Here is a 25599-nt window from a genome sequence, read left to right as displayed (position 1 = left end):
TTTAAATAATTTTACATTAGAATGTTTAAAAAAAATTTAGTTGGAGCTAAAATTGCAAGATATGATAGAAAAAATTGCTTCTGTAAATACTTTAGCAGAGCTTGAAAATATAAAAGTAAGTGTTTTAGGAAAAAAAGGTATTTTGACTTTAGAATTTGCAAAGTTAAAAGATTTGCAAGGTGAAGAAAAAAAAGAATTTGCCAATGGTTTAAATAAAACAAGAGATGAATTTAATGAGGCTTATCAAATAAAATTAAAAGAATTAGAAGAAAAAGCTTTAAATGAAAAAATGAAACAAGATGTGCAAGATTTTAGCTTTTTTGATGAAACTTCAAATGCAGGTGCTTTGCACCCAATCATGCAAACTATGGATAAAATCATAGAATATTTTACAGCTTTAAATTTCAGTATAGAAAAAGGGCCTTTGATTGAGGATGATTTTCATAATTTTGAAGCATTGAATTTACCACAAAATCATCCTGCAAGAGATATGCAAGATACTTTTTATTTTGAAGATAAAACCTTGCTTAGATCTCAAACTTCTCCAGTTCAAATTAGAACTATGCTTTCTCAAAAACCACCTATTAGAATGATAGCACCAGGTGCAGTTTTTAGAAGAGATTTTGATATTACTCATACCCCTATGTTTCATCAAGTAGAAGGACTTGTGGTAGAAGAGGGTGATAAAGTCAATTTTGCAAATTTAAAAGATATGCTAGAGCATTTTTTAAAACATATGTTTGGCGATGTAAAAGTGCGTTTTAGACCAAGCTTTTTTCCTTTTACAGAGCCATCTGCTGAAGTAGATATTTCTTGTGTGTTTTGTAAAGGTTGTGGATGTAGGGTTTGTAAGCAAACAGGATGGCTTGAAGTTTTAGGATGTGGCGTTGTTGATCCTAATGTTTATAAATTTGTTGGTTATAAAAATGTAAGTGGCTATGCTTTTGGTTTGGGTGTGGAGCGTTTTACTATGCTTTTACATAAAATTCCTGATTTGCGTTCTATGTTTGAAGGTGATTTAAGATTATTGGAGCAATTTAGATGATTATTAGTAGAAATTGGTTAAATGAATGGATTGATTTAAGTGAAATATCAACACAAACTATAGTAAATACTTTAAATTCTATAGGATTAGAAGTTGATAGTTTCAAAAGTGTTAAAGCTCCCCAAAAAGTTGTAATAGGTAAGGTTTTAGAAAAAGTTAAACATGAAAATTCAGATAAATTGAATATTTGTAAAGTAGATGTTGGGAATGAAATTTTACAAATTGTTTGTGGCGCAAAAAATGTTGATAAAGATCAATTTGTAGCCGTATCTTTAGTAGGTGCAGTGCTTCCAAATGGACTTGAGATAAAACCTGCCAAACTTAGAGGGGTTGAATCTATGGGTATGATTTGCTCTTCTAGTGAGCTTGGTTTTGGAAAAAGCAATGAAGGTATTATGGTTTTAGATGAAAGCATGGGGGAGTTGGTTTTAGGAAAAGCTTTAAATGATTATGAACTTTTTAATGATGAATTAATTGAAATAGAACTTACTCCAAACCGCGGGGATTGCTTGAGTTTATATGGTGTTGCTAGAGATTTGAGTGCAGCACTTGATTTAAATTTAAAAGAATTAAATCCTTTAAAAGAAAGTGAAAATAGCGTAGGTATAGGAAGAATACTCAGTGTTAAAAATCAAAGTGATGTTGAAGGATTTTTTGCTTATAAGGCACTAGAGATTAAAGAAGAATTTAAGTTAAATATCACGATACAAATTCGTCTTGCTTTGATTGAAGCATATAAAAATAACAACATAGAAAATCTTTTAACTTATGCAACTCATGCAAGCGGAGTGATTTTTTGTGCTTATGATTTTCATAAGCTTTGTCAAGAATGTCAAATCGATGAAAAGATTGTTTTAGAGATTAAAACTCAAGAACATGGAGAATATGGGGTTTATTATAAAGATGAGTTGATTGCTTTAGCAGGTATAGTGCAAGAAGATAAATTTAAAATCAATGATGAGAGTAAAATCATCATTATAGAAGCAAGTTATACTCATCCTCAAACTATAGCAAATGCAATAGCCTTTTATAAAAAGAAAAATGACACTATATATCGTTCTTTAAGAGGCAGCGAGCCTAAGCTTTCTTTGGGAATGGAGTATTTATTTAATGAGTGCTTAAAAATTAGTGCAATGAGTGTTTTTTCAGGAAGCCAACAAGTTTTTAAAGAAAATGAAGCAAATATTATTGGGATTTTTGGTGCAGAGGTTGATAAAATCATTGGTATGCCTATAGATAAAAATAATTTAGTCAAAATTCTTAGAAAACTAGGCTTTGAAATAAGTGTGGTAAATGATGAACAATTTAATATTAAAATTCCACTTCACCGTAGTGATATAGTAAATATAGCTGATATTAGTGAAGAGATAGTAAGAATTATTGGTATTGATAATATCCCATCAAAAGCTTTAGAATTTAAAGAAAAAAATCGCTTAAATCAAGTATATTTTGATTATCAAGAGCTTAAAAATTTAAGATTAAAAGCAAGTAGCAATGGATATTTTGAAAGTGTGCATTATGTTTTGGATAATGAAGAAGAATTAAGTCAGCTAGGATTTAAATGTATTAAAAACAAACTCATTAATCCTATTACTAACGAACTTAATACTTTAAGAAGTACTTTAATAAATCATCTTTTAAATGCAGTAAGCTTTAATCTAAGAAATTCAAAAAAGAAAATTAAACTTTTTGAATGTGGTAGTGTTTTTGATGAGTTTTCAAACGAGCATGCTAAATTTGCAATGATCTTTAGTGGTTACAAAGAAGAAGCTAAAATCATAAATAAGGCCAAGCCTGTTTTAGTGGATTTTTATACTTTTTTAGCAGAATTAAAGAGCATTATAGGTGAGTTTAGTTTGCAAAAATCAGAATACGCATTTTTAAGCCCATATGAGCAAGCAAATGTATATAAAAATGGCAAGAGTATAGGATTTATAGGTAGAGTGCATTTAAGTATAGAAAATAAAAGAGATTTGGTTAAAACTTATATTTGTGAGCTTGATTTAGAAGGGTTAAAACAAGACTTTAAAACTGCTAAAGCTTATTCTAAATTTCCATCTATGAGCAGGGATTTAAGTATAGTTATACCTAAGGGTTTTGAATATGAAAAAATCAAACACACTATTGCTAAATTAGATATTGAAAGATTAGAAAGTTTTAGAGTAGTAGATTTATATACAGATGAGAATTTAGGCGATTTTTATAGCTTGACTATTAATTTAGTATTTAGAGATTTTGAAAAAACCTTAGAAGATAATATTATTCTTGGATATATTGATAAAATCATCAAAGCTTTAGATGATGAACATGGTTTAAAACTTCGATGAAAATCAGTCCTATTTCATCTTTTAAAGTAGAGCTTGAAGATATAGCTTCTGATAAGTCTATATCTCATCGCTTTGCTATCTTTTCTTTGCTTACCCAAGGAACTTGCAAAATTAAAAATTATTTAAAAGCCCAAGATACCTTACATACCTTAGCAATTATTCAAGCTTTGGGAGCTGAAGTTGAAGAAATTAACGGATTAATTTATATTAGAGCTCCAAAATATATAAAATCTCCAAATTGTGTTTTAGATTGTGGCAATTCAGGTACAGCTATGAGACTTTTAATAGGTCTTTTAAGTGCTATCGAAGATGAATTTTTTGTACTTAGTGGAGATTGTTATTTAAATGCTAGGCCGATGAAGCGGGTAAGTGAGCCTTTGATGAGTTTAGGAGCTAAAATTTATGGAAGAGCTAATGCGAATTTAGCACCTATTTGTATACAAGGATCCAAGTTAGAAGGTTTTGATTTTAGTAGTAATATTGCCTCAGCTCAAGTAAAATCAGCTTTAATTTTAGCAGCTTTATTTGCCAAAAAAGAAAGTTATTTTAAAGAAATTGATCTTTCAAGAGATCATAGTGAGATTATACTTAATAAAATGGGAGCTTGCATTGAATATTTAAATGAGGATAAAACTTTTATTAAAATAAATCCTTTAAAAGAAAAATTAAAAGCATTTGAAGTATGTGTACCAAATGATCCATCATCAGCCTTTTATTTTGCCTTAGCCGCTTGTATTTTACCTCATTCAAAAGTAGTTTTAAAAAATGTTTTGTTAAATAAAACACGCATTGAAGCCTTTAAAATTTTAGAAAAAATGGGTGTAAAAATTACTTATAATACTACTAATGAAGATTTTGAAAGTATTGGAGAAATTTATGTTGAAAGTGCGCCCTTAAAAGCGATAAATGTGAGTGAAAATATCGCATGGTTGATTGATGAAATTCCAGCTTTGGCTATAGCTTTTGCTTGTGCAAAAGGAAAAAGTACTGTAAAAAATGCTAAAGAATTACGCGTAAAAGAAAGCGATAGAATTAAATCAATTGTATTAAATTTGCAAAAATGTGGCATAAAAGTAAAAGAATTTGAAGATGGTTTTGAAGTAGAAGGTGGCGAAGCTAAAAGTGCTAAAATAGAAAGCTTTGGAGATCATAGAATTGCGATGAGTTTTTTAATTTTAGGTTTAAGATGTGGAATGGAAGTAGATGATAGCGAATGCATTAAAACTTCTTTTCCAAATTTTATCGAAATTTTAAAGCAAATAGGAGCTAAAGTTGGAGATTGAGCTAGCAAAAAGTTATGGATTTTGTTTTGGAGTAAAAAGAGCCATTAAAAAGGCTGAGCAGATTAAAGATGCAGCTACTATAGGCCCTTTAATTCATAATAATGAAGAAATCACAAGACTTTGGAAAAATTATAATGTTAAAACATTAAATGATATCAATGAATTAAGCACAGAAAAAAAAGCCATCATTAGAACCCATGGAATTACAAAACAAGATTTAGAAAAATTAAAGCAAAAAGACATGGAAATTTTTGATGCTACATGTCCTTTTGTGACTAAACCTCAAAAAATTTGTGAACAAATGAGTAATGAAGGCTATGAAGTGGTAATTTTTGGCGATGAAAATCATCCTGAAGTAAAAGGGGTTAGAAGTTATGTAAGTACTAAGGCTTATGTAGTGCTTGATGAAAAAGAATTGCTTGATATTAAATTGCCTTCTAAAATTGCAGTGGTATCACAAACTACAAAAAAAGTAGAAAAATTTATGGAAATTGTAAATTATTTAATGCTCAGGGTTAAGGAAGTGCGTGTTTTTAATACTATATGTGATGCAACTTTTAAAAACCAAGAAGCAATCAATGAACTTGCCAAGAAAAGTGATGTAATGATAATAGTTGGAGGAAAAAATTCAGCCAATACTAAGCAACTTTTTTTAATAGCAAAAAATTACTGCGAGGATAGCTATTTAATCGAAAATGAAAAAGAAATTCAAAAAGAATGGTTTAGTGGTAAAGAAAAATGTGGTATTAGCGCGGGTGCTTCTACACCTGATTGGGTGATTAATTTGGTTTTGGAAAAAATCAAAGAATACACCAAAATTAACTAAGTTTAAAGAAAACAATACTATAATCAAGAATTAAAATTTAAAATAAAGGACCACGATGAGCGAGGTGAACAAAAAAGTTCAAAACAGACTAGAGGATATTATCATAGAAGAAGATTTTGAGCAAATGCTTGAAGAATCTTTTAAGTCTGATGAGGAGGCAACTACACAGGGTATAATTGTCGCGATTAAAGGCGATGAAGTATTTGTAAATGTAGGGCAAAAATCAGAAGGTATTTTAGCAATAGAAGAAATTCAAAACGACAAAGGCGAATTTATCTTCAAAGAAGGCGATACATTAGAAGTTGCTATAGTGGGTTCTCGCGGTGGCAGATCTTTACTTTCTCATAAAAAAGCTTTAAGAAAGCAAAAAGTTAAAGAATTTATTGATAATTATAAAGATGATGAAAGTATTTTTGATGTAAAAATCATTGGTAAAAATAGAGGTGGCTTTGTAGCTGTGGATGAAAATGGAGTAGAGTTTTTCTTACCAAAATCACAAAGTAGCTTTAAAGATTCAAACAATATCATCAATAAAACCTTTAAAGTTAAAATCATCAAAATAGACAAAGAAGCTCAAAGTATAGTAGTTTCTAGAAAAAAAATAGTAGATGAAGAAAGAAAAAAACGCAAAGAGATTATCTCAAATGTGTTAAATCAAGAAGAAATTATAGAAGGTACTGTTAAAAAAATCACTACTTACGGTATGTTTGTTGATGTAGGTGGTGTTGATGGTTTGGTTCATTATAGTGAAATTTCTTACAAAGGGCCAGTAAATCCTAGTTCATTATATAGTGAAGGCGATAAGGTTCCTGTAAAAGTGATTAAATATGATAAAGATAAAAAACATCTTTCTTTATCTATCAAACTTGCTATGCCTGATCCTTGGGATGAAATTAAAGATGGTTTAGAGGTTGGTGACACCATTAAGGTTACAGTTTCAAATATAGAGCCATATGGTGCTTTTGTTGATTTAGGAAATGATATAGAAGGATTTTTACATATAAGTGAAATTTCTTGGGATAAAAATGCTAAGAATCCAAAAGATTATATTAGCGAAGGTCAAGAGCTTGATGTGGAAGTGATTGAGATTAATGCTAAAGAAAGAAGACTTAGGGTTTCTTTAAAAAATTTATTAGCAAAACCTTTTGATGAGTTTTTAAAATCACATAAAGTAGGTGATGTAGTAAAAGGTAGTGTTACTTCTGTGACTAATTTTGGTGCCTTTGTAAAAATTGCAAATTTAGAAGGTTTATTGCACAATGAAGACGCTTCATGGAATAGAAACGATAAATGCAAAGATATGTATAAAGTTGGTGATGTTATGGAAGTTAAAATCATCAAGCTAGACAAAGAAAATCAAAAGATTTCTTTAAGTACTAAAGAATTGCAAAAAAGCCCTGTGCAAGTTTATGCGCAAAAACACCAAGTAAATGATATTATCTCAGGAAAAATTAGAGATATTAAGGATTTTGGAGTTTTTGTGGAGCTTGAAGAAGGTGTTGATGCGCTAATTCACAAAGAAGATTTAGGTAATATTGATTTTTCAAGTTTAAAAGTAGGCGATACAATAGAAGCTTTAATTGTTTTCATTGATGAAAAGAAAAATAGAATTCGTTTAAGCGTGAAAAGTCTTGCAAAAATGAAAGAAAGAGAAGCGTTAAATGAAATCAATGATAATGATAAAGTAACTTTAGGTGATATTATCAAAGATCAACTTTCATAATAAAAAATGAAAAAATATACCCTTTATGGTATTTTAGGCTTTTTAAGCTTAGCTTTATTTGTTGCTTTTGTTTTTATGGTGAGATATTTAGATGTTGGAAATCTATCTATCTCACAAAATGTTAAATATTCTTTTGATGAGATAAAAAAAGAATTGCCGCAAACTTGGCAAGATAAACTTTCAAATCTTAAAATCAATGACTTCTCTCCAGCGGCAAATGAATTTTATATGAGTTTTAATATGGATGATTCTATAGTAAAGCCAAAGCAAAAATTCTATATGCTTGATGTGAATAAAAATGATGTTTATTCTATGTTTTGTTTAAAGCAAACTTTGCATTCTTTTTTTATTAAATATACTTTAACACAGAGTAAAGATGAAGTTGCGATTTATTTAGATACAGATAATGAAAAAGTTTTAAATGCACTGATCGACAAATTAAAAATTTACAACATAAATGCAAAATTAAAGGAGGTTTGGTTATGAAAAAAATTATTGTATGTGATGCAATATTAGACAAAGGTGTAGAGCTTTTAAGAAAAGCTGATGATGTAGAGCTTATCGAAGCGGCACATTTACCTAAAGATGAGCTTTTGACAAAATTAAACGATGTGGATGTGGCTATTACTAGAAGTTCAACGGATGTGGATTTGAAATTTATCAATGCATGTTCTAATTTAAAAGCTTTAGTTAGAGCAGGTGTTGGGGTTGATAATGTTGATATAGATGAATGCTCTAAAAAAGGCATTATAGTAATGAATGTGCCAACGGCTAATACCATAGCAGCGGTTGAACTTACTATGAATCATTTATTATGCTCTGCAAGATCTTTTGTAAATGCTCATAATTTTTTAAAAATACAAAGAAGATGGGAAAGAGAAAAGTGGTATGGTGTTGAGCTTATGAACAAAACTTTAGGGGTTATAGGTTTTGGTAACATAGGTTCAAGAGTAGCTGTACGTGCAAAAGCTTTTGGTATGAAAGTTATAGCTTATGATCCTTATGTGGTAGCTTCTAAAATGACTGATTTGGGTATAGAGTGTGTGAATTCTTTAGATACAATCTTAACTCAAAGTGATTTTATTACCATACATACACCAAAAACAAAAGAAACAACAGATATGATTTCTTTTGAAGAAATTTCTAAAATGAAAGATGGCGTAAGATTGATCAATTGTGCCAGAGGCGGTCTTTATAATGAAGATGCTTTGTGCGAGGGGTTAAAAAGTGGTAAAATAGCTTGGCTTGGCATAGATGTATTTAATAAAGAACCTGCAACTAATCATCCATTTTTAGACTTTGAAAATGTTTCTGTTACTTCTCATCTTGGTGCAAATACCTTGGAAAGTCAAGAAAATATTGCTATTCAAGCATGCGAGCAAGCTTTAAATGCTGTAAGAGGAATTTCTTATCCTAATGCTTTAAATTTACCAATTAAAACTGAAGATTTGCCAAGTTTTGTAGCACCTTATATTGAGCTTATTTCTAAAATGGGCTTTTTGGCTGCTCAACTTGATAAAACTCCTATTAAGGCTATTAAACTTGAAAGTGAAGGACAAATTAGTGAGTATAATGAGTCTTTGCTAACTTTTGCAACAGTGAGTGTTTTAAGAGGAATTTTAGGTGAAAATATTAATTATATTAATGCGCATTTTGTAGCTAAAGATAAGGGTGTGGAACTTTCTTCTTGTATTTTACCAAGTAGTGGTTATAGTAATAAAATCACCATAAAGGTAATTACAGATAATTCTAATCTTTCTATTTCAGGAACTATTTTTGGTGAAAACGAACAAAGGATAGTAGAGTTAAATGGTTTTGATGTAGATTTTAAACCTAAAGGGAAAATGATAATTTTAAACAATAATGACATACCAGGAGTTATTGCTAATGTTAGCGGAATTTTAGCTAAAAATAATGTCAATATAGCTGATTTTAGACTTGGTAGAAATGGCTTTGGAAAAGCTTTGGCTGTGATTTTGCTTGATACAAAAATTTCAAAAGCTTTGCTTGAGGAATTAAGAGCTATTGATGCTTGTATTTTTGCAGAATATGCAGAAATTTAAGGCTTTTTATAAGCCTTAATTGTTACAATTATTTTTTAATTTTAAAATTAAGGAAAATATATGGCTTCTTATGGAATGGGAGATTTAAAAAAAGGTTTAAAAATAGAAATTGATGGTATTCCTTTTAAAATCGTAGAATATCAACATGTAAAACCAGGAAAAGGTCCTGCTTTTGTGCGTATTAAAATTAAATCTTTTATTGATGGTAAGGTTTTGGAAAAAACTTTCCATGCAGGGGATAAATGTGAATCTCCAAATTTAGAAGAAAAACAAATGCAATATCTATACGATGATGGTGAAAATTGTCAATTTATGGATACTCAAACTTATGAGCAAGTTGCAATTAGTGATGAAGATGTGGGTGAAGCTAAAAAATGGATGCTTGATGGAACCATGGTAGATGTTTTATTTCACAATGGAAAAGCAATTGGCGTGGAAGTACCTCAAGTAATGGAGCTTAAAATTATTGAAACAGCGCCGAATTTTAAAGGTGATACTCAAGGTTCAAACAAAAAACCAGCTACTTTAGAAACAGGTGCAGTAGTGCAAATTCCTTTCCATGTGCTAGAAGGGGAAGTAATCCGTGTTGATACTGTGCGTGGAGAGTATATAGAAAGAGCAAATAAATAAGCTAAGTTGTCTTAGCTTATTTATTATTTAGCCTTTTATTGAGTTGCCACCAATTTATTTTATAATATAACTCATGAAATTCTTTATGGTATTTATCTAAAATAATTTCTTGACTTGTGTTTTTGATTGAAGTGTTTTTTTCAAAAAAATATCCTTTATTTGTAATATATACACCTTTATCATCAATCCACAATGCATCATTTATCCCAAATTCTAGTTTTTCGTTTTTAGCTAGACCTAATATATTTCTTCCGCCCATGCTAATATATTCTACGTTACTAAGACTTATATTATATAAGGTCGGAAATACATCTTTATGTGATCCTACTCTATTTTTATCATAATGAATATTATATTGTAGTATTTTTGGGATGTATAAATAAAAAGGAACACTATAAGAAAAAGCTTTTGTATTATTTAGATTATTTTTCAAATCTCTTGTTCTATGATCTCCTGTTGCGGCTACAATAATCTTGTCTTTTAGCTCACTATGTTTTATTTTGCTTAAGAATTTTCCAAATTCATTGTTTGCATAAGTATATGCTTTTAATATAGCTAGTTGTTTTTTATGATTATATGGAAGAAGATTTAATAGTTTATTTGGTATTTGATCATGATTAATCTTTATATTATAATCTAAATATGGAGGATGATTTGATATTGTTAGGGCAATGATTAATGTTTTATATGGATTATCTTGCAATATTTCATAAGCTTTTTTATATAAAAATTCATCGGCTACTCCATAGCCATTTTGCGTTGTTTTAGCTTGAGGATAAGAATTAACTATACTATTTTCATCTATAATTTCATCTACTCCTTGTATTTTTAAATACTCTTTTATATTTTGCCAAGATCCATTTCCAGCACTTATAAAAATAACCCTATAACCTGCTTTTTTATAAATTTCAATAGGAGTAAGAGGTAGTTTTATTGTTTGAAATTTACTAGTTGAAATATTTGAAAATGGACTGATAAATAATAAATTTGCCAAACTAGGTATAGTTCCATTGCTTGATGGTAAAAATCTCTTAAATAAAAAATCTTGCTCAAAATGTTGCTTTAGTTCACCTAAAAAATTTATTTTTTCAGAACTATACTCATTAATTTCTAAACCAAAACTTTCCATTATATTTAAAAAAATACTTGGTTTTGTAGTATCTGCTATAGGGTTATTTTGACTTATATCCATATAAGGAAACAATTTACTTTGAATTTCTTTTGCAGTGCTATCATCAATTGAGGGTATTTTTTGTTCTTCTTTGTATTGTTTATGAGCCCAAGCAAAAGTCATTATAGGATTTAGCATAGTATCATTTACAACTTTAAATTCGCTAAAGGAATAGTTTTGTACATTAATAGCAACATGTTTAAATGGTCCCCTAAGAGCTAAAATGTATATAAAAATTAAAATGATATTTAAAAATAATAAGGTATGAATTTTATAGTTGTTTTTGGTAGTTTTATAATATAAAATTTTTAAATTTAAAAATACACAGCATAAAGAAATAAATAAAGCTAAAAATGAAATTTTTAAAATAGGGTAATCATTATAGATGATATCTAAAATAGTGCTAATATTGTCATTTTTTATACTAAATAAAAAAATATTAAATTTGTCATTATAAAGTTCGTAGTAGTAATATTTTGCAAAAGAAAAAATTATACTTATAATAGCTATAAATGCTATATAAATACTTGAAACAATGCTATATAGTCTATATACCCCCCCCCGTAAATATCACTAGTTTTTTGTGTTTAAGATGAGAAATTATTAAAGAAAGAAATCCACAAAACAAAAGCGGTAAAAAAGCAACACTTAAAAATCTTATATCATGATAAATTCCATAAAAATACATTTTTAATATATCATAGAAATTATTTTGTATGATTTTTTGTGAAATAAAATCATTTTGCATGAAAAGCCTATTAATAGTAAATATGCTTATAAATAAAAAACAAAAGATAATAATTTGAATGAGCGTTTTTTTCATTTTTTCTCCTATAAAAATTTTAGTTTTCCAATTTCATCTCTAAGCATTGCTGCTTTCTCAAACTCAAGGTTTTTAGCTGCCTCTAGCATCTGTTTTCTTAATTCTTTTACTATTTTAGCACGTTCTTTTGCAGGCATTTTTTCAAGTTCTTTGCCTTTGCGATAAATTTCTCCTTGTTCAAGTTCATGTTTTAAACTTTCTTCTATGTTTCTTTTTACTGAGGTTGGTGTGATGTTGTGTTTTTTGTTATAAGCTTCTTGTAAAGCTCTTCTCTCATTGGTGGTATCGATAGCTTCTTGCATAGATTTTGTGATTTTTTTAGCAAAAAGTAATACTTTTCCATTGACATTTCTAGCTACACGCCCCATTGTTTGAATGAGTGCAGTGGTACTTCTTAAAAAACCTTCTTTATCTGCATCCATAATCGCTATAAGGGAAACTTCAGGTAAATCAAGTCCTTCTCTTAAAAGGTTAATCCCGATTAAAATATCAAAAGCACCGCTTCTTAGGTCACGGATGATTTCATTACGTTCTATTGCATCAATTTCTGAGTGCATGTATTTTACTTTTAAGCCAAGCTCTAAGTAGTATTTACTAAGTTCCTCAGCCATTTTTTTAGTTAAAACGGTTATTAAAACTCTTTCATTACGTTCTATAACTTTTTTAGCTTCATCGTATAAAATTTCAACTTGATTTTCACTATCTTTGATTTCTATTTTAGGATCTAAAAGCCCTGTTGGACGCATAATTTGATAAAAAATATTTTCTTTGCTTAATTCTAGTTCTAAAGGCGCAGGTGTAGCTGAAACAAATAAAAATTTACAATTTTTTTTAATAAATTCATCAAACATCAAAGGTCTATTATCTAAAGCACTTGGCAAGCGAAAACCATAATCAACCAAAGTTTGCTTTCTACTTCTATCCCCTGCAAACATCCCACGAAATTGTGGTAAAGATACATGAGATTCATCTACAATGACTAAAAAGTCTTGGTTTTTAATAGCAAAATAATCAAAAAGCGTATAAGGTGTATCACCGCTTTTAAGTCCTGTTAAATGCAAGGCATAATTTTCAACTCCTTTGCACATGCCAGTGCTTTGAAGCATCTCAAGATCAAATTCCACTCTTTGTTTTAGTCTTTGTGCTTCTACGAGTTTATTTTCATTTTCAAAATAAGCAAGACGTTCATTTAATTCAGTTTTTATACCTTTTATAGCCTCTTTAAGTCTAGCTTCACCTACGCTAAATTGACTAGTTGGATAAAGTATAAATTTTTTTAAATCTTTACCTTTTTTATTTTCTAAGACACTATAATGATACATCGCCTCAAGTTCATCGCCAAAAAACTCAAGTCTAATAGCCTCATCCTCATAATAAGCTGGATATATATCTACTATATCTCCATTGACTCTAAAATCAGCTCTATCAAAGAAATTATCATTGCGTTTATAGCCCATATCTACAAGTTTTTTCAAAAGTTCTTTTTGTGAAATTTGCATATTTAGTTCTAAAATCAAAACCATACCTACATACTCACTAGGATTTCCTAAGCCATAATTTGCTGAAACGCTAGCTATGCAAATAACATCATCATAACTTAAAAGTGAAGCGCTTGCACTTAGTCTTAATCTTTCTAAGTCTTCATTGGTAGAACTATCTTTTTCTATAAAAACATCCGTTCTTGGTATATAGGCTTCTGGTTGATAATAATCATAATAACTTATAAAATATTCCACGTGATTGTTTTTAAAAAAGCCTTTAAATTCACTATAAAGTTGTGCACATAAGCTTTTATTATGGCTCATGATAAGAGTAGGTATATTCAAGTTTTTAATGATATTTGCCATAGTGAAAGTTTTTCCACTGCCTGTAACACCTAGTAAGGTTTGATATTTATTACCTGCTTTGATACTTTTTACTATACCATCAATGGCTTGTTTTTGATCAGGACTTGGCTCAAAATCACTAGTAAGTTCAAACATAAATTTTCCTAACTTGTATTTTTGCTAATTTTACACAAAATTTTTTGTAAAAAATTTAAATTTTAAAACAAAAAGCTATGTAAAATTAAATTTTTTTTTGTTACAATTATGTGTTTAAAATACTCTAAAATATAAAATCAATAAAGGCAAGAAAATATGTATGATGAAAGAATAATCAACACAATGACAGATAAAGTAAATGAGCTTTTGGCTAAATATAATGAAGTGTGTGAAATAAATGAAAATTTAAGAAATGAATTAGTAAGTGTAAAAGCACAAAATGAAGCTAAAAATAATCAAATCGCGCGTTTAGAAGAAGAGCTTAAAAATAAAAATATTGAAAGCGAAGATGTAATTAAAAAAATAGAGGCAGTTCTTGGCAAACAATAACCAAAGAAAAGTTACAATTAATGTCTATGCAAAAGATTTTGTTGTAACATGCAGTAATGAATTTGCAAATCATCTTGAAGATGAAATTGCTTTAATTTCTGGAGGCACGGGCAAGATAGAACTTGCAAATTTCATTAATGCTTTTGTAAAACTTAGCTACGAAAACTATATCTTAAAAAAAGAACTCAATAAACTTATCAATACTATCGATGAAGAAATAAAATAAATGCAAATAAAAAAAGCTTTTACTTTGATAGAGCTTGTTTTTTGTATGATGATTATTGCTATTCTTAGTGTAATTGCTTATCCGTATTTTTCTTTTGGAAAAAATGATGCTAAACTCATTCAAGTAAAAAGTGAGGTAGAGCTCATCAATGCTTCTTTGTCTTTACTCAAAAATCAGTTTTTATTTAAAGAAAGTAAGGATTTTCCAACAATTTTAGATGAAGCTTTGATAAATAGCGAAAATCAAAAATTATTTGTATGTTCTAATTCTCAAAATCATAAAAATACAAAACAATGCACTTATAGTGTTTTAGAAAAACCAATCATTTCATCTAAAAAATCGTGGATGAAAACAGCAAATACTCAATATAGATTTTTCATAAATACTAAAAATTACATAGATTTTTCTTATAATAGTGAAAAGGTTTTTTTAGAATGTGTGAGTTTAAACTGTAAGGATTATGGGTTTTGAATTTTTATCAACTTGCTATTAAAGGATATTATTTAGATACCTTAACTTATGAGAGTGAGGAAGAATTTGAAATTTTAGATGAGGTAGTGGTTGATCTTGCAAGGAAAAAAAATCTTAAAGCTATAATTTTACAAAAATGCTCAAAGCCTGATTTTAAAACCCAAGCTATAAAAGAAAAAACAGGTTTTAAGCTAACGCAATACCAATACGAACTTGCTCAATTTATTGCTTATTATTATGCTAGTAAAATAGCTTTTGTTTTGGGTATGTTTGAAAGCATTAAAGAGTATAAAAATGAAAAAATTCATATAGAAAAAGCACCTAGTTTAAGTAAAAACCAACAAGAAGCTTTGGAATTTATAAAAACTAAACAAACTAGTTTGCTATTTGGTGATACAGGAAGTGGTAAAACTGAAATTTATATTAGCCTGATAAAAGAATATCTAGAGCAAGGAAAGCAAGTTTTGCTTTTAATGCCAGAAATCGCTCTAACTCCGCAAATGCAAAAAAGATTAAAAGTGTATTTTGGTGAGCATTTTTTCTTGTGGCATTCTAAAATTACTAAGAGAAAAAAGCAAGAATATTTGCAAGATTTAGCAAATTCAAAAGCTCTTTTGGTAGTAGGAGCTAGATCGGCTTTGTTTTTGCCTTTTAAGAATTTGGGTTTGATTATTATTGATGAAGAGCATGATAATTCTTACAAGGCTTCTAATAATCCAAAAATCAATGCAAGAGATTTGGCTTTATTTGTAGCAAAAAAAATGTATATAAAAGTTCTTTTAGGTTCAGCTACCCCAAGTGTTGTAAGTTTTTATAAACATCCTTGTTTTAGACTTAAAGGAACCTTTTTTGAAAGTAAAAAGCAGTTTTTATATGATGAGAGTGAGCTTAGTGTTTCATCAAAATTGCTTTTAGAGTTAAAAATTAGCTTAAGAAATAAAAAGCAAGCTGTAGTATTTTTACCTACAAGGGCAAATTTTAGACAAATTTTATGCAAAGAATGCGCTAATACCATTAAATGCCCTTTTTGTTCTATTGCTTTGAGTTTACATAAAAATAAAAATGCATTAAAATGCCATTATTGTAATTTCACTAAAGAAATCGATCAAACCTGCCCAACTTGCAATGGAGTTATGCTTGAAGCTAAAAAAATGGGTACAGCAGAGCTTTGTGAGCTTTTGGAAAAAGAATTAGCTGGGTTTAATCCTATCATAAAAAGATTTGATAGTGATGAGATTAGCAGTGTAAAAAAGCTTGATATGATTTTAAAAGATTTTAATCAAGAAAAAATTGATATTTTAGTAGGTACTTCTATGCTTGCTAAAGGACATGATTATCATAATGTGGATTTGAGTGTGATTTTGGGACTTGATGAGTATTTATTTAGACCTAATTTTAAAGCTTTAGAAGAGACTTTGGCTCTTGCTATGCAAGTAGCAGGTCGTGCAGGTCGTAAGGGTGAGGGTAGGGTGCTTTTACAAACTAAGAATAGATCTTTTTTTGAAAAATATATACAAGATTATGATAGTTTTTTAAAAGATGAATTAAATGTTAGAAATGAGCTTTACCCTCCATTTAAAAGACTTTTAAGGCTAATTATTGAAGATGAGGATAAAAACAAAGCTTTAAATTTATGTGAATTTATAGCTAATAAAGTTCAAGAATTAAAACAAGTGCAATTAGTAGGCCATGGTGCTTGTGGTATTGAAATGCTAAATAAAAAATGGCGTTTTTATGTATTATTGCGTGCTAATACCCATCAAGAACTTGTAAAATTTGAGCATTTTGCTTTAAATTTTAAAAATATTACTTGCGATATAGATCCAGTTGATTTTTCTTGAAAAATATATTTATTTATAAATAATTATTATTTTATAATAAAAACAATATTTTATTTTTAATTTTAAATTTATTTTGATAAGAATATACTTTTTTAATTTCTTAAATTTAAAGGAGAGAAAATGAAAAAGTTTAGTTTTCTTGTAGGTTGTGTACTTTTTGGTGCTTTGTTTAATAATGCTTTAGCTTGCACTACTATTTTAGTACCAAATGAAGCAAGTAAAGATGGTTCTATGTTGGTTGCAAGAAGTGCTGATAGTAAAGCAGATAAGGCACAAGTTTTTCTAATCCATCCAAGAGTTGAAAATCAAAAAGGTATTTATAGCACTAAAGCACATCAAGGAATGAATGATTTTACTTACCCTTTACCTACTAAATCTTTTCAATATAGCACTATAGCTAATTGGCAAAGTACATTACACGGTGCTACTGGTTTTAATGAAATGGGTGTTGGGATAAGCGCTACTGAATCAATTTATGCAAAAGATGAACTTTTAAAATTTGATCCTTATAATGAGAAAAATGGCATTAGCGAAGATGATATTTTGGATGTTTTGCTTCCAAGAATTAAAAGTGCAAAAGAAGGTGTTTTATTATTGGGTGATATTATAGAAAAACAAGGAGCAGCTGAGGGCTTTGGAGTAGCTTTTGTGGATTCTAAAGAAATTTGGTATTTAGAAAGTGCCACAGCACATCAGTGGATGGCTGCAAAAATTCCTAATAATTCGTATTTTGTTAGTGCGAACCAAGGTAGGCTAAAACAACTAAAATTCAACGATGAAAATACCTTGCATTCTAAAAATTTAATAAATTTTGCCATAATACATAAAGCGTATAATCCTAAAGTGGATAAGGATTTTGATTTTTTTAAAGTTTATACAAGAAATGATGATAGAGATTTAACTTATAATTATCCTAGAGTTTGGTGGATACAAAAAATGTTTAATCCATCTTTAAATCAAGATGTAAAAAATGGTGCTAATTTTAATGTGTTTTTGCAACCTGAGCAAAAACTTAGTGTGGATGATTTAAAAAAAGCTTTAAGATCGCACTATGATGGAACAAAATATGATCCATATGCAAATTTCAATGAAAATGAAAACATTTACCGTGTTGTGAGTGTGTTTAGAACTTATGAATCTCACATTATGCAAGTTAGACCGTGGCTTCCTAAAGAAATAGGTAGGTTAAATTATGTCGCAATAGGAATGGCTGATTTGAGTGTGTATTTGCCTTATTATTTTGGTAATGATGAGTTTATTGCAGGATATCAACAAGGAACAAATGAAGCTGATGATAAATCAATTTATTGGATTTATCGCAAGTTGCAAACTCTTGTAATGAGTGATTATAATAAATATGCTCCTATTGTAAAAAATGCTTATGCTAAATTTGAAAAAGACACATCTTTAAAACAAGAGGTTATGGAAAAAGAATATTTAAATCTTTATAAAAAAGATAAGAACAAAGCAAAGCAAATTTTAGTTGATTTTTCATTGCAAAATCAAATGGAAGCTAAAAAACTTACTCAAGATTTAACAAATCAAATTTTTACCCTTTTAACAAGAGATATGGATATAAAATATAAATCTCTTAATAAAAATAAAAAAGATTAATGATATAGCCCATTTTTGGGCTATAATACTCTAAAAATATTTTTAGAGTGATTTTAATGACAAGATACAAAACAAGACAAATAAAAGTAGGTGATGTTTTAATAGGTGGTGATGCTCCTATTTCAGTGCAATCTATGCTTTTTACTAAAACAAGAGATATTGAGGGTTGTTTAGAGCAGCTTAACAGGCTTTATTTTGCTGGTGCAAATATAGTGCGTTTAGCTTGTTTGGATATGGCAGATGCAAGAGCTTTAAAAGAAATCAAAGCAAAAAGCCCCTTACCTTTAATAGTGGATATACATTTTAATCATAAGCTAGCAGTTTTTTGTGCTGAATTTATCGATGGGGTGAGAATTAACCCAGGAAATATAGGCTCAAAAGAAAATATCAAAGAAGTGGTGCAAGCTTGTAAGCAAAGAAAAATTCCTATTAGAATAGGGGTAAATCATGGCTCTATAGAAAAACAATTTAGTGATAAATATGGTTATAATATAGAGGCCATGCTTGAGAGTGCTTTGTATAATATAAAATTACTAGAAGATTTGGACTTTTTTGATATTAAAATTTCTATGAAAACTTCAGATGTACAAAATACCATAAAAGCTTATGAGGCTTTAAGACCACTTTGTGATTATCCGTTTCATTTAGGGGTTACTGAAGCAGGAACTAAATTTCATAGCACGGTTAAAAGCTCGATTGCTTTAGGAAATTTACTTTTAAAAGGTATAGGTGATACAATGAGAGTTTCTATGACAGGGGAGCTTGAAGAAGAGATTAAGGTAGCAAGGGCTATTTTGCAAGATAGTGGAGTGCAAAAAAGTGGAGTAAATATCATCTCATGCCCAACTTGTGGAAGAATTCAAAGTGATTTGATTAAAGCGATTAAGATAGTAGAAGAAAAAACTAAACATATAAAAGAACCGTTAAATATAAGTGTTATGGGTTGTGTTGTAAATGCCTTGGGTGAGGCTAAGGGTGCTGATGTGGCGATTGCTTTTGGAAAAAATCAAGGTTTAGTTATAAGACATGGCGAAGTGGTAGCAAAATTAAAAGAAGATGAGCTTGTGGATAGATTTTTACTTGAGGTAGAAGATGAGGTGAAACTTAGAGAAAAAGATTAATTTTTTTCCAAGTAAGTTTTTTGCATATTTTGTAATTTTTTAGAAATTTTTATTTTATAAATACTTGGATTTTGAAGTTTTTTTAGTTTAAAATCCAAACTATCAACACTTTTTTTATGGTAATCTTGAATATTTTTCAAGTTAGGAAGCTCATAGATTAATTTTCCATCTTTAAAAATAAGCTTATGTAAATTTTTATATGTGTAGCCTTGATAATTTTTGATATTTTCATCATGTGTATATAAAATATCAAAACTTGCTTTATTGTTTTTATAGTATCTTATAAGTTTTTTAAAATGTGGCAAGGTTGTTTTGCTTGAACTTGCGCTGATTTTTATTTTAGGGATGATTTGATTGTTTTTTTCTAATGCAACAAGTTTATAAACAGCTCCAAAAATAGGCGAACTTGCTGAAGTAATAAGTTTTTCTCCAATACCAAAAGCATCGATTGGAGCTTTATTTTTTAGTAATTTTTCTATGATGAACTCATCTAAGGCGTTACTAGCTATGATTTTGCATTTTGTTAAGCTGGCAAGATCTAGTTTTTTTCTAATATATTTAGAGATTTTAAGCAAATCTCCTGAGTCAATACGGATAGAATAATTAAGCATAGAATCTTGTGCATTTAACTCATTAAAAACTAAAATAGCATTTTCAATACCTTTTTTATAATCATAAGTATCAATCAAAAGGCTTATATTATCTTTATAAATTTGACAATATGCTCTAAAAGCACTTAGCTCATCATCAAACATTTGTATCCAAGCATGGGACATAGTTCCGTTTATAGGAATGTCGAATTTTTTTCCAGCTAAAGTACAAGCACTTGTATGAAAACCACCTATAAAAGCAGCTCTAGCACCATTTAAAGCTGCACTTTCTCCATGGGCTCTACGAGAGCCAAATTCTAAAAGCAATTTTTCTTTTGCAATTTGAGTGATTCTACTAGCTTTAGTAGCAATCAGACATTGATGATTTAAGGTTAAAAGTATGAAAGTTTCTAATAATAAAGCCTCTATTATGGGTGCTTTGATAATCATTAAAGGTGTATTAGCAAAAATACATTCACCTTCTTTAACACTTAGTATATCTCCACCAAATTTTAAAGTTGAAAGATAGTTTAAAAAATCATTATCAAATTTATGAGTATTTTTTAAAAATTCTATATCGCTTTGAGAGAAAGAAAAATGATTAATATGATTTATGATTTGTTCTAATCCACAAAAAACAGCATAAGAAGCATTATCAGGAGCTTTTCTAAAAAAAACTTCAAAATAAACAATCTGCTTATGCATATTTTTTTTAAAATATGCATAAGCCATACTTAATTCGTAAAAATCACATAATAATGAAGAATTCATATAAGGATTTTTACTAAAAATTAATCCATTTGACGACGCAAGAAAGCAGGAACATCAAGTTGAGAAATTACTTCCTCATCAAATCCACCGCTAGCCTTGCGTAAATTCATATAGCTATTTTTTTTACTTTCTTCTTGTTCTTTAGCACTTTCTATTTCAGCTTTATCTTCAAAACCTGTAGCAATGATAGTTACTTCAACACGATCGCCCATACTTTCATCAGTAGTTGCACCAAAGATTACTTTTGCGTTTTCATCTGCTATATCGCTAATACTTTGAGTAGCTTGTGAAATCTCTATCAATGAGCATTCGGGGCCAATTTTATAATGGATAATTACGCCCTTAACACCTTTCATAGTCATACCGTCTAACAATGGAGATTCTATAGCACTTGATAATGCATCCATGATGGCATTTTCACCTTCTCCATGACCTACACCCATTAAAGCTAAACCTCTATGGCTCATAACAGTTCTAACATCAGCAAAGTCAACATTAATATCGCCATCTTCTAAAAGGATAGACACCATACCTCTAACAGCTCTAGCTAAGATATCATCTACTAGTTTAAATGCTTCTTTTATGCCTGCTTTTTTTGGAAGTATGCTAAGAAGTTTTTCATTTTGGATTACAATGATAGAATCACTTTCTTTTTTTAATTCAGCCAAGCCAGCTTCGGCTAATTTTTTTCTTTGCTTTCCTTCAAAAGCAAAAGGCATAGTTACAACTGAAACGGTTAATGCACCTACTTCTTTAGCAGCTTGTGCTACAACAGGAGCTGCACCTGTACCAGTTCCACCACCAAGACCTGCTGAAATAAACACTATGTCACTTTGACTTAAAGCAGCTTTTACTTCTTCAAAACTTTCTCTTGCGCTTTCTGCTCCAATTTCTGGTTGCATGCCAGCACCTAAACCTTTGGTTTTTTTCTCGCCTAGTTGAATTCTAGTCTTTGCTAAAGATTTAGCTATAGCTTGTGCATCGGTATTTGCTGAAATAAGATCAAGATCGTGCAAGCCCATATTTACCATATGATCTATCATGTTACCGCCACCGCCACCGCAGCCTATAACTTTTATTTTTGCACCTTTTGCGTGTTGCATTTCTTCTACTAGATATTCGCTCATTGTATCTCCTATTAGAACTGGTTTATTAGTTTATTCCAAAATTTATGCATAAAACCTGATTTTTTATCTTTTTTGGTTTCAACTTTTGTTAATTCTGCTTTTTCCTCTTCAAAGTCTTTTTGATCTTGAAAAATTTCTTCAAAATCTTTGTTCTCTTCTTCATGCTCTTCTATGGTAAGATTTTGTTTAATCTGTTTATTGATAAACTCAGGTTCTCCTTTATATCTTAGTTTCTCATTAGAATCTAACTCATAAGGAGTAAAATGTCCACCACCATATAAGCAAAGACCTATAGCACAGCTATTTTCTGCATCTTCAAAAATTTCTTTAAAGCCATCCATAGTATCTTTTTTTGCGGTCGCTATTCTAACAGCTTTATTATCAAAATAAGCTGAAGCAAGTTTGTCAAGTCCTGCAAATTTTGTCATTCCACCTGTTAATACTATGCCTGCTCCTGCTTGATTTGCGCAAGCATTATCGCTTAACATTTTAGCTAAAATAATAATAGTTTCTTCAATTCTTGCATAAATAACATTAGATATGACTTCTATTGAAACTTCATTTTTTCTTTTTTCATCACCCATATATGGTATTTGTATGATAGAATTTTCATTTTGTGCCAAAGATGCGTAGTTTAGTTTTAATTTTTCTGCTTCTTTTGGTGGAGTATGTAAAGCTATAGATAAGTCATTAGTGATATTTACTGAGCCAATTTGTAAGCATTCATTATAGCGTATAGAATTACCTGCATGGATAACCATATCACAAACCGCTCCGCCCATATCGATTAAAATAGCACCTAGCTCTTTTTCACTATCATCAAAACATGCAATAGAAGAAGCATAGCCTGAAAGAACGATATTATCTACTCTAAGATCAGCAAGCTCAACTGCTTTTTTTAGATTTTTTATATGCACTTCTTGTGAGATTACAATATGTGTAGAAACTTCAAGACGATTTCCGCTCATTCCTAAAGGATCTTCTACATGCTCAAGATCATTTACTTTAAAATTATAAGGCAATACATGAATGATTTCATATCCACTAGGTATATTTGCGGTATGTTTTGCTGTGCTTACTGCTCTGTGAATTTCCTTAATACCTATTTCATGATTTGGTATATTAACTACTCCTATGCTATCTACGCTTTTTGCATAAGCACCTGAAATAGATACAATTACCTTATCATAATGCACGCCTGACATCATTTGTGCATCAGCTACTGCTTCTTCTATAGATTTTGAAGCAAGTTCTATATTGGTAATTGCTCCCTTTTTTATACCATTTGATTTTGATTTTCCAAAACCAATGATTTTAAGTCCTTCTTCGTTTTTTTGTGCCAAAATAGCACAAGTTTGTATTGAGCCTAAGTCGATTCCTAAAATATTCAATTTATATTTCCTTTATAATAGCGTTGAATTGGATATAATTCTATAAGTTTTTTTAATAATTCTTCCTTAAGTAAAGCTTGCTTGGTTTGTTTAGCGCTTTGTTCTATGATGAATTTATATATTTCTTCTTTATTTTTATTTTCTAAAGTTTGCTTTGTGATTTCATAAACTATTGCTTTATCATCAAACAATACATAAGATTTAGCTTTGTTTGAGTCAAATACATGCATTAAAAACTCACTAAATTCAGCATCATTCATCATATCACCCACTTTTGCATTTTTACTTGAATCACGGCTATAAGTTCCTATATCTGTGCCTTGGAAATTATCTAGGGTAAGTTTTGCTTTTTCTTCTAATAAGGCTTTAGTTTTTTCTTTGATGTAAAGCTTGCTTACTTCATTTTTAGCTTGCTCAAAAGTCATAGTTTGTATAGGATTTATTTTTATAACTTTTGCAACCATATAGCCATTTTCAAATTTAAAAGGCTTAATAAAATCATTTTCTTTAGCTTTTTGTATATTTTCTAAAGGATAATAAATATCAGCATCGCTGATTGTGATATTTTTATCAAAATTAAGCTCATTTTTTCTTAAAGCTACATAGTTTTCGTTAGCTTTAAGTTTGAGTTTTGAAAGCTTTAAATCCTTTATAACTTTATCTTTGCTTTGTTCTAAGCTTAGAATTTTACCTGCAAAATCTTTATAATCATTTTTATTTTCTTCATAGTAAGTTTGGATTTCTTTATCATCAATTTTAATTATATCGGGGTTTAAAAAATAGGTTGCAAGCTCGTAACTTTTTTGTGTTTTATAAAGCTCTTTATTTTTCTCCCAAGTTTGTTTTAACTCTTTTTCATCAATTGCTATGTTTTTATTATCAAGTTTTATAGCTTGAACTTTTAAACTATCTTGCATTAAAAAACTTGCAGCAAACATATCAAGTTCATTTGGTTTGATTTGTAAATTTAAAATAGTATTGATTTTTTTAAGTAATAACTCATCGTGTATGATTTTTTCATAAGTTTTTGGTGTATAATTGTTTCTTGCAAGAAGATTATAATATAAATTTTTATCAAAAACACCTGAAGCATTATGAAAGATTTTTTGATGTGCTAAATCATAAGCAATCTCTTCCTCACTCACATTTAAACCTAAGGTTTTAGCATAAGAAAGTAATAGTTTTTCTTGTATAAGTTCATTGATAGCTTGGGTATCTAAGCCATCTTTTTGTGCCTGTTCTTGTGTGTAATTGCCATTGTTTAACTGAGAATAATAGCTAAATAATTGAGAATATTTAAGATTAAACTCATCATAGCTGACTTTTTCATTGCCTACTTTTGCAACAGAATTTGATCTGTCAGTGTTAAAATCATAACTCCCCCAACCAACAAAACCTGCTCCAACAAAAGCAATAACACTAATCCAAATAGTTACAACTAAATATTTTTTATGATGCTGCATCCAAGTGAGCATTTTAACCCCAATCTAATTAAATAAATTAAACCATAAATTATAGATAATTTGTGATTAATAAAAAATTAATTTTAAAAGATTATGATAAATTTGTTTCAGCTAAATGGATAATTTTGCAAGAATTTTCAATTAAATCTATAATTTTGCCTAATTCATAGCTTGTTCTACCATAAGCAAAGATACCATAACCTTTTACAACAACAAAATTTTGTTTTTGTTCTAGCATATAGCGATAAATTTCAGTTTGTGACCTATCCTCCCAATCCTCATAATTTTTAGGGTTATAAACTCGAATTTCTTCTAAAAAAATTTCACCAAAATAATCTTGAGGCGTTATAAAATCATGATTTAAACTCATGGATAAGGTATAAGCTGGACAAGCAAAACATATAAATTTAGCTTCAGGTATATTCTCATATATACTTTTATGGATTTCAGAATCACTACTAGCTTCATCCCAGCTGTAATCTTTTGCAAATTTTAAAATACTTAGATTTTTTTCATTTAGTTGATTTAAAAATGCATTGTTTTTATTGATAATAAACGAACCTTGAGATAATTTAGCTGAAACTGAACCATGACAAATTCCAAAAAAATTTTTTTTAAACATTGAGGCAGAAAGCATTGTAATTTGAGAAATGATATTTTCTTTATTCATTAAAAACCTTGTTTTAAACTTTGCTAAGATATTATACTAAAAAAATTAAAG

Annotated in this window: 20 protein-coding genes and 1 pseudogene; 14 read left to right on the top strand and 7 right to left on the bottom strand. The window is 29.3% G+C overall.

Annotated elements, in window-relative coordinates; genetic code table 11:
• Positions 1-52 precede the first annotated feature (52 nt).
• The 8 genes from pheS to efp are packed head-to-tail and all read left to right on the top strand — an operon-like array spanning position 53 to position 9897.
• Positions 53-1045, top strand: coding sequence for a phenylalanine--tRNA ligase subunit alpha (pheS, locus tag CAMP5053_RS00820; RefSeq protein ID WP_337217088.1), 993 nt, complete (start codon positions 53-55; stop codon positions 1043-1045).
• A complete protein-coding gene (gene pheT, locus CAMP5053_RS00815; RefSeq protein WP_337217087.1) occupies positions 1042-3372 on the top strand; it encodes a phenylalanine--tRNA ligase subunit beta in 2331 nt (776 codons plus the stop codon). The genes pheS and pheT overlap by 4 nt, the downstream gene beginning before the upstream one ends.
• Complete coding sequence (gene aroA, locus CAMP5053_RS00810) at positions 3369-4655, top strand: 3-phosphoshikimate 1-carboxyvinyltransferase (protein ID WP_337217086.1); 1287 nt, start codon at positions 3369-3371, stop codon at positions 4653-4655. Before pheT ends, aroA begins: the two co-directional genes overlap by 4 nt.
• Positions 4645-5481, top strand: coding sequence for a 4-hydroxy-3-methylbut-2-enyl diphosphate reductase (locus CAMP5053_RS00805; RefSeq protein ID WP_087699982.1), 837 nt, complete (start codon positions 4645-4647; stop codon positions 5479-5481). The genes aroA and CAMP5053_RS00805 overlap by 11 nt, the downstream gene beginning before the upstream one ends.
• 55 nt (positions 5482-5536) lie before the next feature.
• Positions 5537-7204, top strand: a complete 1668-nt coding sequence (locus CAMP5053_RS00800; protein ID WP_087699984.1) for a 30S ribosomal protein S1 — start codon at positions 5537-5539, stop codon at positions 7202-7204.
• A 6-nt stretch (positions 7205-7210) separates the two neighbouring features.
• Positions 7211-7690: a hypothetical protein gene (locus CAMP5053_RS00795; RefSeq protein WP_087699986.1), complete on the top strand. Its 480-nt coding sequence runs from the start codon at positions 7211-7213 to the stop codon at positions 7688-7690.
• The gene (gene serA / locus CAMP5053_RS00790) at positions 7687-9267 is read left to right on the top strand and encodes a phosphoglycerate dehydrogenase (RefSeq protein ID WP_087699988.1); all 1581 of its coding nucleotides are present in this window, start codon (positions 7687-7689) and stop codon (positions 9265-9267) included. The genes CAMP5053_RS00795 and serA overlap by 4 nt, the downstream gene beginning before the upstream one ends.
• 60 nt (positions 9268-9327) lie before the next feature.
• Entirely contained in the window at positions 9328-9897 is a 570-nt protein-coding gene (efp, locus tag CAMP5053_RS00785; RefSeq protein ID WP_039618934.1) for an elongation factor P, read from the top strand.
• A gap of 16 nt (positions 9898-9913) precedes the next feature.
• On the opposite strand, the pseudogene CAMP5053_RS00780 reads toward efp, so the two are convergent.
• Both CAMP5053_RS00780 and uvrB read right to left on the bottom strand, forming a co-directional pair.
• Positions 9914-11891 (bottom strand): annotated as a pseudogene (locus tag CAMP5053_RS00780) (LTA synthase family protein).
• A gap of 8 nt (positions 11892-11899) precedes the next feature.
• Positions 11900-13873 carry an excinuclease ABC subunit UvrB gene (gene uvrB / locus CAMP5053_RS00775; protein ID WP_337217085.1) on the bottom strand — a complete coding sequence of 658 codons (1974 nt, stop codon included), beginning with the start codon at positions 13871-13873 and terminating at the stop codon, positions 11900-11902.
• 156 nt (positions 13874-14029) lie between these two features.
• On the opposite strand from uvrB, the gene CAMP5053_RS00770 reads away from it, so the two are divergent.
• The 6 genes from CAMP5053_RS00770 to ispG all read left to right on the top strand — a co-directional run bounded on the left by CAMP5053_RS00770 (position 14030) and on the right by ispG (position 19536).
• Positions 14030-14263, top strand: a complete 234-nt coding sequence (locus CAMP5053_RS00770) for a hypothetical protein (RefSeq protein ID WP_012661890.1) — start codon at positions 14030-14032, stop codon at positions 14261-14263.
• A complete protein-coding gene (locus tag CAMP5053_RS00765; protein ID WP_012661889.1) occupies positions 14250-14489 on the top strand; it encodes a hypothetical protein in 240 nt (79 codons plus the stop codon). Before CAMP5053_RS00770 ends, CAMP5053_RS00765 begins: the two co-directional genes overlap by 14 nt.
• Entirely contained in the window at positions 14490-14960 is a 471-nt protein-coding gene (locus tag CAMP5053_RS00760; protein WP_214100300.1) for a type II secretion system protein, read from the top strand. It abuts the gene before it with no gap.
• Positions 14957-16801, top strand: a complete 1845-nt coding sequence (locus CAMP5053_RS00755; RefSeq protein WP_337217084.1) for a primosomal protein N' — start codon at positions 14957-14959, stop codon at positions 16799-16801. The genes CAMP5053_RS00760 and CAMP5053_RS00755 overlap by 4 nt, the downstream gene beginning before the upstream one ends.
• A gap of 120 nt (positions 16802-16921) precedes the next feature.
• Positions 16922-18415, top strand: coding sequence for a C69 family dipeptidase (locus CAMP5053_RS00750; protein WP_214100302.1), 1494 nt, complete (start codon positions 16922-16924; stop codon positions 18413-18415).
• 56 nt (positions 18416-18471) lie between these two features.
• Positions 18472-19536 carry a flavodoxin-dependent (E)-4-hydroxy-3-methylbut-2-enyl-diphosphate synthase gene (ispG, locus tag CAMP5053_RS00745; protein WP_250322407.1) on the top strand — a complete coding sequence of 355 codons (1065 nt, stop codon included), beginning with the start codon at positions 18472-18474 and terminating at the stop codon, positions 19534-19536.
• Here the strand turns inward: ispG and CAMP5053_RS00740 are convergent.
• The 5 genes from CAMP5053_RS00740 to CAMP5053_RS00720 all read right to left on the bottom strand — a co-directional run bounded on the left by CAMP5053_RS00740 (position 19533) and on the right by CAMP5053_RS00720 (position 25548).
• Positions 19533-20897, bottom strand: a complete 1365-nt coding sequence (locus tag CAMP5053_RS00740; RefSeq protein ID WP_337217083.1) for a nicotinate phosphoribosyltransferase — start codon at positions 20895-20897, stop codon at positions 19533-19535. The two genes, ispG and CAMP5053_RS00740, sit on opposite strands and share 4 nt — an antisense overlap.
• A 20-nt stretch (positions 20898-20917) precedes the next feature.
• On the bottom strand, positions 20918-22024 hold the full coding sequence (ftsZ, locus tag CAMP5053_RS00735) for a cell division protein FtsZ (protein WP_039626779.1): 1107 nt from the start codon (positions 22022-22024) through the stop codon (positions 20918-20920).
• 11 nt (positions 22025-22035) lie between these two features.
• Entirely contained in the window at positions 22036-23415 is a 1380-nt protein-coding gene (gene ftsA, locus CAMP5053_RS00730) for a cell division protein FtsA (RefSeq protein WP_087699999.1), read from the bottom strand.
• A complete protein-coding gene (locus tag CAMP5053_RS00725; RefSeq protein WP_337217082.1) occupies positions 23412-24890 on the bottom strand; it encodes a peptidylprolyl isomerase in 1479 nt (492 codons plus the stop codon). Before CAMP5053_RS00725 ends, ftsA begins: the two co-directional genes overlap by 4 nt.
• Before the next feature lie 79 nt (positions 24891-24969).
• Complete coding sequence (locus tag CAMP5053_RS00720) at positions 24970-25548, bottom strand: class II aldolase and adducin N-terminal domain-containing protein (protein WP_087700003.1); 579 nt, start codon at positions 25546-25548, stop codon at positions 24970-24972.
• Positions 25549-25599: the final 51 nt, after the last annotated feature.

Origin of the sequence: Campylobacter sp. S4:11 (assembly GCF_024723695.1) — a bacterium.
Taxonomy (GTDB): Bacteria; Campylobacterota; Campylobacteria; order Campylobacterales; family Campylobacteraceae; genus Campylobacter_D; species Campylobacter_D jejuni_C.
Note: the sequence above shows the minus strand (reverse complement) of the source record. Positions and strands in the feature narration are given on the sequence as shown.